This is a genomic window from Flavobacterium sp. FlaQc-52 (genome assembly GCF_044007495.1).
In the GTDB taxonomy this organism is placed as follows: Bacteria; Bacteroidota; Bacteroidia; order Flavobacteriales; family Flavobacteriaceae; genus Flavobacterium; species Flavobacterium cupriresistens.
Window position 1 is genome coordinate 361,459 of sequence record NZ_JBIPCV010000004.1, and the last position, 15,598, is coordinate 377,056.

Annotated in this window: 8 protein-coding genes; all 8 read left to right on the top strand. The window is 36.0% G+C overall.

Annotation, left to right across the window (positions count from 1 at the left end):
- The first annotated feature begins 898 nt into the window (after nucleotides 1-898).
- The 8 genes from ACHRV5_RS10250 to ACHRV5_RS10285 all read left to right on the top strand — a co-directional run bounded on the left by ACHRV5_RS10250 (nucleotide 899) and on the right by ACHRV5_RS10285 (nucleotide 15,535).
- A complete protein-coding gene (locus tag ACHRV5_RS10250; protein ID WP_047773110.1) occupies nucleotides 899-1,324 on the top strand; it encodes a CBS domain-containing protein in 426 nt (141 codons plus the stop codon).
- A gap of 159 nt (nucleotides 1,325-1,483) precedes the next feature.
- A complete protein-coding gene (locus tag ACHRV5_RS10255) occupies nucleotides 1,484-3,775 on the top strand; it encodes an NADP-dependent malic enzyme (RefSeq protein ID WP_047773111.1) in 2,292 nt (763 codons plus the stop codon).
- 66 nt (nucleotides 3,776-3,841) lie between these two features.
- The gene (gene ruvA / locus ACHRV5_RS10260; RefSeq protein WP_047773113.1) at nucleotides 3,842-4,423 is read left to right on the top strand and encodes a Holliday junction branch migration protein RuvA; all 582 of its coding nucleotides are present in this window, start codon (nucleotides 3,842-3,844) and stop codon (nucleotides 4,421-4,423) included.
- A gap of 24 nt (nucleotides 4,424-4,447) precedes the next feature.
- Complete coding sequence (gene sprA / locus ACHRV5_RS10265) at nucleotides 4,448-11,692, top strand: cell surface protein SprA (protein ID WP_395426668.1); 7,245 nt, start codon at nucleotides 4,448-4,450, stop codon at nucleotides 11,690-11,692.
- An 86-nt stretch (nucleotides 11,693-11,778) separates the two neighbouring features.
- The gene (gene gcvH / locus ACHRV5_RS10270; protein WP_047773117.1) at nucleotides 11,779-12,159 is read left to right on the top strand and encodes a glycine cleavage system protein GcvH; all 381 of its coding nucleotides are present in this window, start codon (nucleotides 11,779-11,781) and stop codon (nucleotides 12,157-12,159) included.
- Nucleotides 12,152-12,535, top strand: a complete 384-nt coding sequence (locus ACHRV5_RS10275) for a VanZ family protein (RefSeq protein ID WP_047773285.1) — start codon at nucleotides 12,152-12,154, stop codon at nucleotides 12,533-12,535. The genes gcvH and ACHRV5_RS10275 overlap by 8 nt, the downstream gene beginning before the upstream one ends.
- 117 nt (nucleotides 12,536-12,652) lie before the next feature.
- Complete coding sequence (gene deoC / locus ACHRV5_RS10280) at nucleotides 12,653-13,396, top strand: deoxyribose-phosphate aldolase (protein WP_395426669.1); 744 nt, start codon at nucleotides 12,653-12,655, stop codon at nucleotides 13,394-13,396.
- Nucleotides 13,397-15,535 (top strand): gliding motility protein RemB, encoded by a 2,139-nt coding sequence (locus tag ACHRV5_RS10285; protein ID WP_395426670.1) that lies wholly within the window; start codon nucleotides 13,397-13,399, stop codon nucleotides 15,533-15,535.
- Nucleotides 15,536-15,598 lie beyond the last annotated feature (63 nt).

A 15,598-nucleotide genomic window follows, 5' to 3' on the forward strand; every position in this document is an offset into this window, starting at 1 on the left:
CCAAATTCCAACTTTTGGGTAGAAACTGTGACTGCAAACTGCGACTGCTCTGTTTTATGATTTCAGATTTAGACTACTAACTGTGACTGAAAACTGTCACTGGAAACTGTCACTGAAAACTACGACCGTAAATACATTCCATGATAACAGTACCCGCCCTTAGAATGTCATCTCGACGGAGGAGAGATCACACTAGAGAATCACACACAGTTGTCGAGTATTAGGATGTGATTTTTCTTTTGTTGAAATGATACAAACAAAGGAAGAGCTGTTGTCGAATATAGGATGTGATCTCTCCTTCGTCGAGATGGCACAAACAGAGAGGATTGTTGTCGAATATAGGATGTGATCTCTCCTTCGTCGAGATGACACAAAAAGATGGAAGTCAGTTGTCTGTTGCAAGAAAAAAAATAGCGGCCCTTGCCTTTATTTTGTGATTAAAAAATTAAATGCAAGGTTCACAAAGGTTTTTATTACTTTGAAAACGGTTGTTTTTTTGACGCAAAGAGCGCAAAATTTTCTTTTTCACGCAGATTTAGCAGATTGAACAGATTTTTTATAAGAGGTAAACAGATCAGCCTAATCTGCTAAATCTGCGTGAAAAAAAAGTAGGTACAAAATTTAAAAGGATTTACTATACCATAATTTAACTTCGCGCCCCTTGCGTAAAACCTTGTGAACTTTGCGGTTAAATTCGCAACAAAAGTCTTTAATCCCCAAAAACCTGTCTTTTCTGCAAAAAAACTTTAGAAATAGTCCGCTTCTTTATTGGAAAAATCTAAAATCTAAAAATTAGATGTATTATGTTTAAAATGAGTTGGTTGGATTGTGAAAAATAACAATATTTGTTATTTCTGTTCCTTTTTTTTTAACTTTATAGAACTAAAATTTTTCAGATATGACTGTAGATCAAATACTAAACGCAAAAGGGAAAAATGTTTATTCCGTGCTTTCAACGACGACTGTTTATGAAGCACTGAAAGTAATGGGAGAAAAAAACATAGGAGCAATTCTGGTTATAGACGGATCCGATTTAAAAGGAATATTATCCGAAAGAGATTATGCCCGAAAAATTGTTTTGAAAGACAAATCTTCAAAAGAGACCTTTGTGCATGAAATTATGGAAACGAATGTTTTTTCGGTACAACTTTCTAATAAAATTGAAGATTGTATGGAGCTTATGAGCACAAAGCGTATCAGACATTTACCGGTTTTAGAAAACGGAATTGTAGTCGGAATCATTTCTATCAGTGATGTTGTTAAGGCAATTATAGAAATTCAGAAAGATACTATTAATCACTTAAATTCGTATATTTCGCAGTAAGTGAAATTCAAAAAATAAACTTTAAAAAATAGTCCAAATCTTGCTGGACTATTTTTTTTTGGATTACGAAAACGTTATTTTAACAAAAGAAAGCAACAAAAACATGCCATTTTAAGTGAAGACTTATATCTTTGTAAGCTAGAATAAAAGCTAAAAACAATGAATAAAGACAGTAAAAGAGAAGAGGCGTTATTATATCATTCGAAGCCGACTCCCGGAAAAATTCAAGTAGTTCCAACAAAAAAATATGCAACTCAAAGAGATCTATCTTTGGCATACTCACCAGGTGTTGCTGAGCCATGTTTAGAAATTGCAAAAAATGTTGACGACGTATACAAATACACAGCAAAAGGAAATTTAGTTGCTGTAATTTCAAACGGTACAGCCGTTTTAGGACTTGGGGACATTGGTCCGGAAGCTTCTAAACCAGTTATGGAAGGAAAAGGTTTGTTGTTTAAAATATTCTCTGACATTGATGTTTTTGATATTGAAATCGGAACAAAAGATGTGGAAGAATTTATTCAAACCGTAAAAAATATTGCTCCAACTTTCGGAGGAATCAATTTGGAAGATATCAAAGCACCAGAGTCTTTTGAAATCGAAAGAAGATTGGTAGAAGAATTGGATATTCCTGTAATGCACGATGATCAACACGGTACGGCAATTATTTCGTCTGCTGCATTGATCAATGCACTTGAATTGGCAGGAAAAAAAGCAGAAGATGTAAAAATGGTAGTTTCCGGTGCAGGTTCGGCTGCATTGGCATGTGCTGATTTATATGTTTTGTTAGGAGTAAAAGTAGAGAATATCTTAATGTTTAATAGTAAAGGACTTTTAACAAAAGACAATCCTTCTCTATCAAGCTTACAACTAAAATATGCTGTTGATATCGCTCCAATCGATTTAGCAGAAGCTTTAAAAGGAGCAGATATTTTCTTAGGATTATCTTCAGGTGATATCATGTCAGCAGAAATGTTGTTGACTATGGCCGATAATCCTATCGTTTTTGCCATGGCAAATCCAAATCCTGAGATTAGTTATACTTTAGCGGTTGAGACGCGTAAAGATGTTATTATGGCTACAGGGCGTTCGGATTTTCCTAATCAGGTAAACAACGTTTTAGGTTTTCCTTATATTTTTAGAGGAGCTTTAGATGTTAGAGCGACTAAAATTAATGAGGCTATGAAAATGGCAGCTGTTAAAGCATTGGCTTTATTAGCAAAAGAACCAGTTCCGGAGCAAGTAAATGTGGCATACGGAGCAACAAAATTAGGTTTCGGTACAGAATATATCATTCCTAAACCATTTGACCCTAGATTGATTACAGTAGTAGCACCGGCGGTTGCAAAAGCAGCAATGGAATCTGGTGTTGCAAAAAATCCTATTACAGACTGGGCAGCTTATGAAGAGGTGCTTTTGGAAAGAATGGGGAATGATAATAAAATGGTACGTTTGATTACAAACCGTGCTAAATTAAATCCAAAAAGAATTGTTTTTGCAGAGGCAGATCAGTTAAATGTTTTGAAAGCAGCTCAAATTGTTTATGAAGATGGTATTGGTTTCCCTATTTTGTTAGGAAACAAAGAATCAATCTTAGAACTTAAAGAAGAATTGGGTTTTGATGCTGAACTTGAGATCATTGATCCTAAAACTCCAGAAGAGGAAGCAAGAAGAAACAGATTTGCTAATTCGTATTGGACAACAAGAGAAAGAAGAGGTATTTCATTGCTTGATGCTCAGAAATTCATGCGCGAGAGAAACTACTTTGCTGCCATGATGGTGAATGAAGGTGAAGCTGATGCTTTGGTTACCGGATATTCAAGAAGTTATCCAAGTGTGGTAAAACCGATGTTACAATTGGTAGAAAAAGCACAAGGAGCTTCATTAGTAGCAACAGCAAACATGATGTTGACTTCTCGTGGACCAATGTTTTTATCAGATACAGCAATCAATATCAATCCTTCAGCACAAGATATGGTAAATATCGCTGTGATGACTGCCAAAACGGCCAGAATGTTTGGAGTTGAGCCTGTTATTGCAATGGTTTCTTTTTCAAATTTTGGTTCTTCTACAAGCGAAAGTGCTTCAAAAGTAAGAGAAGCAGTAGCTTATTTGCATAAGAACTACCCTGATATGATCGTTGATGGAGAAATTCAAGCAGATTTTGCTTTGAATCCGGAAATGCTTAAAGAAAAATTCCCGTTCTCTAAATTGGCAGGAAAAAAAGTAAACACTTTAATTTTTCCAAACCTAGAATCAGCGAATATTACTTATAAAATGTTAAAAGAATTGTATAAAGTAAATTCAATCGGTCCGATTATGATGGGTCTGGGTAAACCGGTTCACATTTTCCAATTAGGAGCAAGTGTTGAAGAAATGGTTAATATGGCTGCAATTGCGGTTATTGATGCTCAGGAAAAAGAAAGTAAAAAAAATAAATTAGCTAAGTAGTATATATAGTTAGGAACTGTTAATGTTGTCTTATTTTTATTATATTTGACAATAACAAATTATACTATGATAGCACATTTGCAAGGGAAATTGGTAGAGAAAAATCCAACGGAAGTCGTAATTGACTGTGGTGGAGTGGGTTATCATGTTAATATATCCCTACACACATTTTCTTTGCTTCCCAATGCTGATTTTATAAAATTGTATACGCATCTTCAAATCAAAGAAGATGCGCATACTTTATTTGGTTTTGTAGAAAAATCAGAACGAGAAATATTCAGAATGTTATTATCCGTTTCGGGGATAGGGGCTAATATTGCCAGAACAATGTTATCTTCAATAGAGCCAAAACAAATTATAAACGCCATTGCCTCTGGGGATGTTGGAGTGATACAATCTATAAAAGGGATTGGAAACAAAACGGCACAGAGAGTTATACTTGATTTAAAAGAAAAAGTGTTAAAATTGTACGATTTGGACGAAGTTTCAGTGGTTCAGAACAATACAAACCGTGATGAAGCGTTATCTGCTTTGGAGGTTTTAGGTTTTGTTCGTAAAACTTCAGAAAAAGTAGTCGAAAAAATCGTAAAAGAAGATCCGGAGGCGACTGTCGAAACGATCATTAAAAAAGCATTAAAAAGCTTATAAACTCAATTTATATAAACGAATTGTATGCGTAAAATTTGTATTTTTTTACTGGTTTTATTTTGCGGTAATGTTTTGCGGGCGCAAGTAAATCCAGCAGTTCAAGATACAACTAAAACTCAATTTTCTGTCGGGAAATTAGAGTTAGAAAACCCACCCAGTATACTTTCGGCTTATAAATATGATCCCATTACAGACCGTTACATTTATACCAAATCGGTAGATGGGTTCTCTATTAATTATCCAATTGTCTTAACGCCAAAAGAGTACGAAGCTTTAGTTTTGAAAGAATCCAGAAGAGATTATTTCAGAAAAAAATCGGATGCGATTGATGGTAAAAAATCAGGAAGTGAAGCCGCCAAAAAGGATTTGCTACCCCGATATTATATTAACTCAAGTCTTTTCGAAAGCATTTTTGGAAGTAATACAATTGATGTAAAGCCCACAGGATCAGTTGAAATGGATCTTGGGATTCGCTATACCAAACAAGACAATCCTTCTTTTTCTCCAAGAAACCGATCCAATCTAACCTTTGACTTTGATCAGAGGATTAGTATGAGTTTAATGGGTAAAGTGGGAACGAGATTAGAGGTAAATGCTAATTACGACACCCAATCTACATTTGCTTTTCAAAATTTATTCAAACTGGCTTATACGCCTTCAGAGGATGATATTGTTCAGAAAATTGAAGTTGGTAATGTTAGCATGCCACTGAATAGTACTTTAATCAGAGGAGCTCAAAGTTTGTTTGGGGTAAAAGCACAACTGCAATTTGGGAAGACAACTATTACCGGAGTTTTCTCAGAACAAAAGTCACAAACCAAGAGTATAGTTGCAGAAGGTGGCGGTACGGTTCAGAATTTTGATTTGTATGCTTTAGATTATGATAATGACAGACACTTCTTTTTATCTCAATACTTTAGAAATAAATACGATGCCTCTTTAAAGAAGTATCCCTTTATTGACAGTCGTGCTCAGATCACAAGACTTGAAGTTTGGGTAACCAATAAACAAAACAGAGTAAGTACAACCAATAATAACTTGCGTAATGTTATCGCACTTCAGGATTTAGGAGAAGCACAAATTCAGGGAATTCCGGATAATGAAGTGGTAGTGATAGGGAGTACAGCAAACTTTTTTGTGGCTGGAATCGGTACGCCAAGCGACAATAAAAATAACAAATACGATCCGGCGACTATCGGTACCGGTGGTTTTTTGAATCAGAACGTTAGGGAAATTGTAACGGCAAGAAAAGGTTTTAATGTAGATGTAAGCGAAGGAACCGATTATTCCGTATTAGAAAATGCACGTAAATTAACCACAAATGAGTATACTTTTAATGCACAATTAGGATATATCTCTTTGCAACAGCGTTTGGCCAATGACGAAATTTTGGCTGTAGCTTTTGAATATACGGTTGGAGATAAGATATACCGTGTCGGGGAATTTGGTAGTGATGGTGTTGATGGTACTTTAGTAACAGGAAATAATACTCCGAATCAAACCATTATTACGCAGAGTTTGATTTTGAAAATGTTGAAAAGCAGTTTGACAAACGTAAAAAATCCGGTTTGGAATTTGATGATGAAAAACGTTTATCAGATCCCTCAGGCTTATCAGATCAAACAAGACGATTTCAGGTTAAATATTCTTTATACAGACCCATCTCCTATAAATTATATTAGTCCGGTTACGGGAACTCATTTCCCGGATGATGATCCTGTTAATCCAAATCCGGCGAATTATTATGTGACAAAAACGCCTTTATTAAATGTCTTTAATATTGATCAGTTAAATTATAATAATGACCCTCAGAAGGGTGGAGATGGTTTTTTTGATTATATACCGGGGATTACTGTTGATGCACAAAACGGACGAATTATTTTTACAACCAAAGAGCCTTTTGGAGAACTGATGTTTCAAAAACTAAAAGGTGCAGCGGGAGAAGATTATAATAGTCCCGATACTTACAACTTAAATCAAAAGAAATACGTGTTTAGAAACATGTATAGAAACACCCAATCCGGAGCTTTGCAGGATGCCGATAAAAATAAATTCTTATTAAGAGGTAAATACAAATCTACAGGAAATAACGGTATCCCGATTGGGGCCTTTAATGTACCGCAAGGTTCTGTTGTGGTAACGGCCGGCGGACGTGTTTTGGTTGAAGGTATTGATTACAGTGTCGATTATCAATTAGGAAGAGTTCAGATTTTAGACCCTTCACTTCAGGCGTCCAACACACCGATTCAGGTTTCGTTAGAAAATAATTCTATTTTCGGACAACAAACCAGAAGATTTATGGGGGTGAATGTGGAGCATAAAATTTCAGACAAATTTGTTGTTGGTGGTACTTTTTTAAAAATGACAGAAAGACCCTTTACACAAAAATCAAGTTATGGTCAGGAATCTGTAAATAACACGATTTTTGGGTTTAACGGGAATTATGCAACAGAAGTTCCTTTCTTTACCAGATTGGTAAATAAACTGCCTAATATTGATACCGACGTTCCTTCTAATCTTTCCATTCGTGGTGAAGTCGCTTTTTTGAGACCTGATGCCCCAAAAGCCAGTGATTTTGAAGGAGAAGCTACCATATATATTGATGATTTTGAAGGTTCACAATCGACCATTGATATGCGCTCGGCTTATGCATGGAGTTTAGCGTCAACACCATTTGTAAAATCAGATTTGATTGCGGATGATAAGTTTAAGGCTAGTTCAAGTACTTTAGAGTACGGGTTTAGAAGAGCAAAATTATCCTGGTATACCATTGATCCTGTTTTTTATTCGTCGAAACCATCCGGTATTTCAAACGATGATTTGTCGCTAAATACAACAAGAAGAATTTATAGTAGAGAGTTGTATCCAAATACCGATATTGCCCAGGGGCAAATACAGGTGATTAATACACTGGATTTAAGTTATTATCCGTCTGAAAGAGGTCCGTATAATAACAATCAAAGGTTTAATACAGAACCGGCTGCCTCTAATTTTGGAGGGATCATGCGTGCGATAAATTCAACCAATTTTGAACAAGGAAATGTCGAGTACATCCAATTTTGGGTACTCGATCCTTATATAGGAACGGGGCAGTCGCCAGCCAATAATACGGGAAAAATTTATTTTAACTTAGGGGAAGTTTCAGAAGATGTATTAAAAGACGGAAGAAAACAATATGAAAACGGGTTAGGACCAGATCAGTTAATGGTGAAACCACGTGCGCTTTGGGGAGAAGTTCCTGCATCACAATCTTTAATTTATGCCTTCGATACCAATGAAGGGAATCGTAGAAATCAGGACGTTGGTTTAGACGGTTTACCGGATTCCAGAGAGAGTGAGGTTTATTCTAATTATGCTTCTGAACCGGATCCGGCTGCAGATAATTATACCTACTATCTAAACAGAGAAGGAGGAGTTAAAGATCGTTATAGAAATTATAATGGTGTCGAAGGCAATTCACCTGTTAGTATCAATGACCCAAATCGTGGATCTACAACATTGCCTGACGTCGAAGATATCAATCGTGACAATACCATGAATACGATTAATGCTTATTATGAATATAGTATTGATATTAAGCCTGGAATGCAGGTAGGACAAAACTATGTTACTGATATTCGTGAGGTAAGCAATGCTGATCTGCCTAATGGAAGTACGACTAACGCAAGATGGATTCAGTTTAAAATTCCGGTATCTCAGCCTGAAAATACAATAGGAAATATTACCGATTTCAGATCGATTCGATTCATGCGTATGTTTATGACTGGTTTTAGTGATGAAATGACGGTGCGTTTTGGAGCCTTAGATTTGGTAAGAGGAGAATGGAGAAGATACACAGGAACATTAGATGCCAATGACACAAATGCAGAGGATGATAATACGGATTTTGATGTTTTAGCAGTCAACGTACAGGAGAATGCTACAAAATGCCCTGTTAATTATGTAATTCCTCCGGGAGTACGAAGAGAACAGTTGTATAATAATAATACGGTTATCAATCAAAATGAGCAGTCGCTGGCTTTACGCGTTTCAGGTGGTGGATTGCAATTCAGGGATTCAAGAGCTGTTTTTAAAAATGTAAGTGTTGACATGCGTCAATACAAAAAACTAAAAATGTTTTTGCATGCTGAAGCATTGCCTAATGGAGAGCTGGAAGATGGTGAAATGATCGGATTTCTTCGTTTTGGTAACGACTTTACGCAGAACTATTATCAAGTTGAAATTCCTTTAAAAGTCACAAGACCAGCTGGTTCTTGTGCAGTAACCCCCGAAGATGTCTGGTTTGATGAAAACAGTATCGATTTGGCACTGGAGTTGTTGACCCGTATGAAAATTAAAGCAATGCCACTCGATATTAATTCGGATAAGAGAGATATTAATGGTGTTTATTATCCCGATGATGATGCCACTGTGGCAGATGGTGATGGAGACAGTAAACTGCGATTAGGTATAAAAGGAAATCCAAATTTTGGTTTGGTTCGAAATTTAATGGTCGGAGTAAAAAGTGCTGCGGATCATAAAGATATAAAAGGAGAAGTCTGGTTTAATGAACTCCGTATGGCGGATCTGGAGAATAAAGGAGGGATGGCAGCGGTATTAAGCATCGATACCAATATGGCTGATTTTGCTACCGTTTCGGCTACCGGACGTAAAAGTACTATTGGTTTTGGATCTCTTGAACAAGGAGCAAATGAAAGAGACAGAGAAGACATACAGCAGTACAACATTGTAACTAATTTAAATTTAGGGAAGTTATTGCCTCCTAAATGGGGAATCAATTTGCCGTTTAATTATGCGATCGGAGAAGAGGTAATTACGCCCGAATATGATCCTTTTAATCAGGATATAAAATTAGATCAGTTGTTAAGAGAAACGACGAATCAGGCTGAAAAAGAAAATATCAGAACCCGTGCTGTTGATTATACAAAACGAAGAAGTATTAACTTTATTGGTGTTAGAAAAGACAGAGCTCCGGAGCAGAAACCACATGTGTATGATGTTGAGAATTTTACATTTTCACAATCCTACAATCAGGTCGAACGTCATGATTATGAAATTGAAGAGTTTCAGGACGAGCAATCGAGTACTGCGGTAAATTATGCCTATACTTTTCAACCCAAAGAAGTGGTCCCTTTTAAGAAGACCAAGTTCATGAAAAAAAGCGACTATTGGAAGATGTTAAGTGATATTAATTTCAATTACCTGCCTTCAAATGTTACCTTCAATACTAATATTTTAAGACAAAGTAATCGTCAGCAATTTAGAGAAGTTGAAGTCGAAGGAATTGGACTTAGACCACTTTACAGAAGAAATTTCGCCTTCAATTACCAATATGGTTTTGGGTATAATTTGACAAAATCGCTAAAACTGAATTATACGGCAGCCTCTAATAATATTGTTAGAAATTTTCTAAATGATGATAATTCGCCAAAAGAAGATTTTACAATATGGGATGATTATTTGGACATCGGAACACCAAATCAGCACATGCAACAGTTAGTGTTGAATTATGAGATTCCGATCAACAAAATTCCGGCTTTAAGTTTTATAAAAGCAAGTTATTCGTATACGGCAGATTACAGCTGGCAACGTTCTTCAACGGCCTTTTCTGAGTATGAAGCACCAGATGGATCGGTTTATGATTTAGGAAATACTATTCAGAATGCCAACTCCAATACGTTGACAACAACCTTTAATATGGGGATGTTGTATAAATATGTTGGTCTGACGCCGGGCGGTAGAAAACCGGCAAAACCTAAGACGACAGCACCGCCAAAACCGGGAGAGAAAATTGTAAATACACCAAAACAGGTTTCGAGTAGCAGTCCTTTTTATGACGGACTTATCGGTGTGCTTACGAGCGTAAAAAACATTCAGGTTAATTATACTAAAAATAGCGGAACAGTTTTACCCGGGTATACGCCAAGCGTTGGTTTCTTCGGAACTTCAAGACCAACATTAGGATTTGTTTTTGGTAGTCAGGATGATGTACGTTACGAAGCTGCAAAAAGTGGATGGCTTACCACGTATCAGGATTTCAATCAGAGTTTTACACAAGTAACCAATACGCTTTTAAAAGTAACGGCTAACGTGGATTTGTTCCCTGATTTAAAGATTGATTTGGCGATGGACAGGGCTTATTCTCAAAACAGCTCAGAGCAATATAGTGTAAGTGAAAACGGAATGTATAATCCTTTATCACGTTACAGTTATGGTATGTTCTCGATTTCAACGGTATTGATTGGAACTTCTTTTTCAACAAGTGATGCTACTCAATCAGCCGCTTTTGATGATTTTAGAAGCAATCGTCTGGTAATTGCGAACAGATTGGCTGAGGGTTATTATGGAGCCGGGAATGAAATACCTCGTTATAATGTTAGTGATGTTCCGGGACCACCGTTAGATCCAACAGCCGACGATCCATTTAAAAAGAAAAGAGATATATATGCTTCAAATCAAGGATATCCTATAGGATTTGGGAAAAGTAATCAGGCTGTATTGTTACCATCATTCTTAGCGGCTTATTCCGGCAAAGATGCTTCGGGAGTATCTACCGATATTTTTAGAAGTTTTCCAATTCCAAACTGGAGTGTTAAGTATAATGGATTAATGCGCTATAAGTACTTTAAAGATAAATTTAAACGTTTCTCTTTGCAACACAATTACCGTGCTTCTTATACTATTAATCAATTTAGATCTAATTTTGATTTCTACAACCCTCCGCCAAAATCAAACGGACTGGATGTGAATTACAATTTCTACAATAAGACCGTGATGTCAAATGTCAATTTGGTAGAGCAGTTTAGTCCGCTTATTCGTGTGGATTTTGAATTGAAAAGTTCGTTGAGAGTGCTTACGGAAATCAAAAAAGACAGAGCATTGTCTATGAGTTTTGATAATAATTTATTGACCGAGGTAAAAGGAATGGAATATATAATTGGTTTAGGATACCGTTTCAAAGATGTTATTTTCTCTTCCAGACTTGCTGATACTCCAACGGGAATTATTAAAAGTGACATTAATATAAAAGCGGATTTCTCTTTGCGTAAAAACGAAACTTTGGTGCGTTATTTAGATTACGATAACAATCAGTTGGCCGCAGGACAAAATATATGGTCGGTAAAAGTAACGGCAGATTATTCGTTCAGTAAAAACTTAACCGCTATATTTTATTACGACCACTCGTTTTCTAAAGCGGTGATTTCAACATCATTCCCATTAACTAATATTCGATCTGGATTTACACTACGATACAATTTCGGAAATTAATTTTGAATTTCTAAAGTAGATTTCATTAGAAGATTATTACATTTGTGGCTGAAATATTCAAATATCAATTTTCAAACATAACTATTATGAGCATACCAACAAATTTAAAGTACACAAAAGATCACGAATGGATTAGCATCGAAGGAGATGTAGCAACTGTAGGAATTACTCATTTCGCTCAAAAAGAGTTAGGTGATATCGTGTACGTTGAAGTAGAAACTTTAGATCAAACCTTAGATAAAGACGAGGTTTTTGGAACTGTTGAAGCTGTAAAAACGGTTTCTGATTTGTTCTTACCATTAACTGGAGAAATCATTGCTTTTAATGATAGTTTAGAAAGTGCACCTGAAACGGTAAATTCTGATCCTTATGGAGCAGGATGGATGATCAAAATAAAAATTGCTGATGCATCAGAAATTGATTCATTGTTAAGTGACGAAGCTTATAAAGAATTAATTGGTGCCTAAACAAATATTGCTTTGCTGGGCCATTATTTGTTCCGGAATTATTAGTTATTTCTGTTTAACGGATTCCAGTAATATTCCTGCGGTAAGTTTTCCAAGCATTGACAAAGTAGTGCATTTTTGTTTTCATTTCGGATTTACGATTTCCTGGATTTTGTTTTTTAAAAAAGAATTAAAAGGAAAAAGTACAGATGATTTTAAAGCCTATCTGATTTCGTTTATCTTCTCCGTTTTCTTCGGAATTACAATCGAAATTTTGCAAGGTGTTCTTACGACTACCCGAGCGGCAGATGTAGCAGACGTTTTAGCAAATACAATTGGAAGTACGACGGCAATATTTACAGCAATAGCTTTAAAGAAGCAAATCGATAAAATATAAGAATATAAAGACCCACTTCGGTGGGTTTTTTATTGCCCAAAAATGAAGCACAGTCCAGGAGTGTTTTTTTTCTGAATTTTAAACGTATTTTTGTCCCCGATTATAATTCTCAATATCATGAACGTTAAGTACTATTTGGATTCTACTTACTTAAAAACAGCTTCGCAAGCGGGACTTTCTGAAGCAGCAAATCTTGCTGTGGTTAAAAAGACGATTGCCGAAGCAATTGAGGAAGGATTTAAGCTTGTTATGATTCGTCCTGAACAGGTGAGTTTGGCTAAAGAAATGATTCTAAAAGCCAATTCGACTTTGCTTGTTGGTACTGTTATCGATTTTCCGGAAGGTAAATCAGATTTAGAAACAAAAATTAAAGAAGCAAACGAAGCAATAGCAAACGGAGCCGACGATTTGGACTTTGTATGTAATTACGAGGCTTTCAAAAATGGTGACAGTGCGCTGATAAAGGAAGAGGTTTTAATCGGTACACAAGTTGGACTGGCGCACAATAAAACCGTAAAATGGATTATCGAAGTGGCCGCTTTGACGGATAAGGAGATTATTCAGCTTTCGGCTTTGATTAAAAATGTGGTCATATCAAATTTTAAAGAAGAAAATTATACTACTGTTTTTGTGAAATCATCCACCGGTTTTTTTAAAACCAAAAATGATTTGCCAAACGGTGCTACGGTCCCAACTATAATTATGATGTTAGAAAATGCATCCCCTTTATCGGTAAAAGCTGCCGGTGGAGTGCGATCGTATGATGAAGCAATAGAAATGATTCGTTTAGGAGTTAAACGCATCGGAACTTCGGCGGCAAAAGCAATTGCCGAAGGAGAAAATACCTCAAATCAATATTAAATGAAAACCCAATTCTACGTGAACAAGATTTTTTTAACCTTCGTTTTTACATTATCCGCCTTGTTTGCTTTTTCGCAGGAAAATACGAATTCTTCCATTACTCCCGGTTTTGCATCAGAGCAATTTCCTGTTTTTCCTAATTGTGAAAATCTGCAATCTAAAAAACTAGAAAATTGTTTTTACAAAGAAGTGCAGGATTTTGTCTTTCATAATTTTGAAGTTCCTCAAGATTTAAAACAAGCAGAGTATAAAGGAGAAGTAAGAGTTCTTTTTGAAGTGGATGAAAAAGGGGCGTTTAAAGTGATTTATGTAAATGCATTGAATGAGGCATTGTCGCAAGAAGCAAAGCGTGTTTTTGGGAAGTTTCCTATTGTGAAACCCTCTACTTATAATGGAAAACCGACCTATTCAAAATACACCATTGTGATTGGAATACCGTTAAAAAGTGCGGATCAGATTGCAGCAGAAGCTTTGGCGGCGGCTGAGATTTTAAGACCGGTAGAAAAACCAATGACAGAACTGGACAGTATTGTCTATAAAAAATACAACAATCAGGAGTTTGATAGTCATTTAAACATTCCGTTTTCTCATAGTTATTATGCGCAATTTGACGGAGCAATGAATCAGGTTGGAAGTAATAATCACACTGCTTCTAAACCTTATACCTATAATGAGGTTAAGAAATACTATAACTTAAAAGCGGTTAACGAATCGCTTCAGAAAAAAACAACGACCTGGTTAGGGAGAAAATTCTGGAATGAGAATTTAGTACAAATTCAAGGCGAAGATTATTGGCTGGCATTAAACCCTATTCTTGATTTGCAAGTGGGTAAGGCTTCAGATATTGATCCTTCGACTTATGTCAATACTCGTGCTTTGAATTTTAGAGGTGGTTTAGGGAAACAGATTAATTTTACCACTACAATTTTTGAAAGCCAAGGTCGATTTGCAGGTTATTTTAATGATTATGCAGAGTCTATAAAGCCATCCGGAGGAAATCCGGCGATTATTCCCGGAGTTGGAATTGCAAAACGATTTAAAACAGATGCATACGATTTTCCTTTAGCGGAAGCCAATATTACATTTGCTCCAAGTAAGTTTTTTGATTTGCAATTGGGTTATGGTAGAAACTTTATCGGAGACGGATATCGTTCGCTGTTGGAAAGTGATGGACCAAGTCCGTATCCATACTTTAAAATTAATACCACTTTCTGGAAGATAAAATACACCAATACCTATATGTGGCTAAAAGACGTTCGTCCCGATGTTACGGTTGAAAAAACCTATGCAACAAAATTTATGGCGAATCATTATTTAAGCTGGAACGTTTCAAATAAGCTGAATTTAGGTTTCTTCGAATCGGTGGTCTGGACTGATAGTAACAACAGAGGATTTGATGTTAATTTTATTAATCCGATTATTTTTTACCGTACAGTCGAGTTTACATCATCATCAAAAAGTGGTAATGCGCTTTTGGGAATGTCTGCAAAATACAAATGGAACAATGAACTTAATTTATATGCGCAGCTTTTAATCGATGAATTTTCATTCGGAGATATAAAAGGAGGCGATAACAGCTGGAAAAACAAAATAGGGTACCAGATAGGAGCCAAGTATTTTAATGCCTTCAAAGTAAAGGATTTGTTGTTGCAGGTCGAATACAATCATGTGCGTCCGTATGTGTATTCACATAGTGCTGTTATTACCAATTACGGTCATAACAATCAGAGTATGGGGCACCAATGGGGAGGGAATTTTGAGGAATTAGTTGCAATCGCACGTTATCACAAAGGACGTTATTTTGCCGATGCGAAATTTACAACCGGGAAACGTGGTTTGGATTTTAATACCACGGCAGACAGTTTTAATTACGGTGGTGATATTTATAAAAGTTACGACGAAAAACGTCCGTATGACACTGGTGTAAAAGTAGGGCAGGGTAATAAAACCAGTATTTTTATTGCCGACATACAAGGAGGATATTTGATTAACCCGATGACAAATTTGAAATTCTTCGGAAGTTTTATCTACAGGAATTTTGATCCGACACAGGAAACGGCAACTACATTTAAACAAAGTACTACCTGGTTTACGATCGGATTGCGTTCTGATATCTTTAATTGGTATTTTGATTACTAGGATATTTAATAAGATTTTTCGAAAAGATTGTGTTAAAAATCTGCAAGACCTTATTTTGTAAAG

Coding starts and splice junctions, on each gene's coding strand:
- ACHRV5_RS10250 (WP_047773110.1), top strand. CDS start 899: ATGACTGTAGATCAAATACTAAACGCAAAAGGGAAAAATGTTTATTCC.
- ACHRV5_RS10255 (WP_047773111.1), top strand. CDS start 1,484: ATGAATAAAGACAGTAAAAGAGAAGAGGCGTTATTATATCATTCGAAG.
- ruvA (WP_047773113.1), top strand. CDS start 3,842: ATGATAGCACATTTGCAAGGGAAATTGGTAGAGAAAAATCCAACGGAA.
- sprA (WP_395426668.1), top strand. CDS start 4,448: ATGCGTAAAATTTGTATTTTTTTACTGGTTTTATTTTGCGGTAATGTT.
- gcvH (WP_047773117.1), top strand. CDS start 11,779: ATGAGCATACCAACAAATTTAAAGTACACAAAAGATCACGAATGGATT.
- deoC (WP_395426669.1), top strand. CDS start 12,653: ATGAACGTTAAGTACTATTTGGATTCTACTTACTTAAAAACAGCTTCG.
- ACHRV5_RS10285 (WP_395426670.1), top strand. CDS start 13,397: ATGAAAACCCAATTCTACGTGAACAAGATTTTTTTAACCTTCGTTTTT.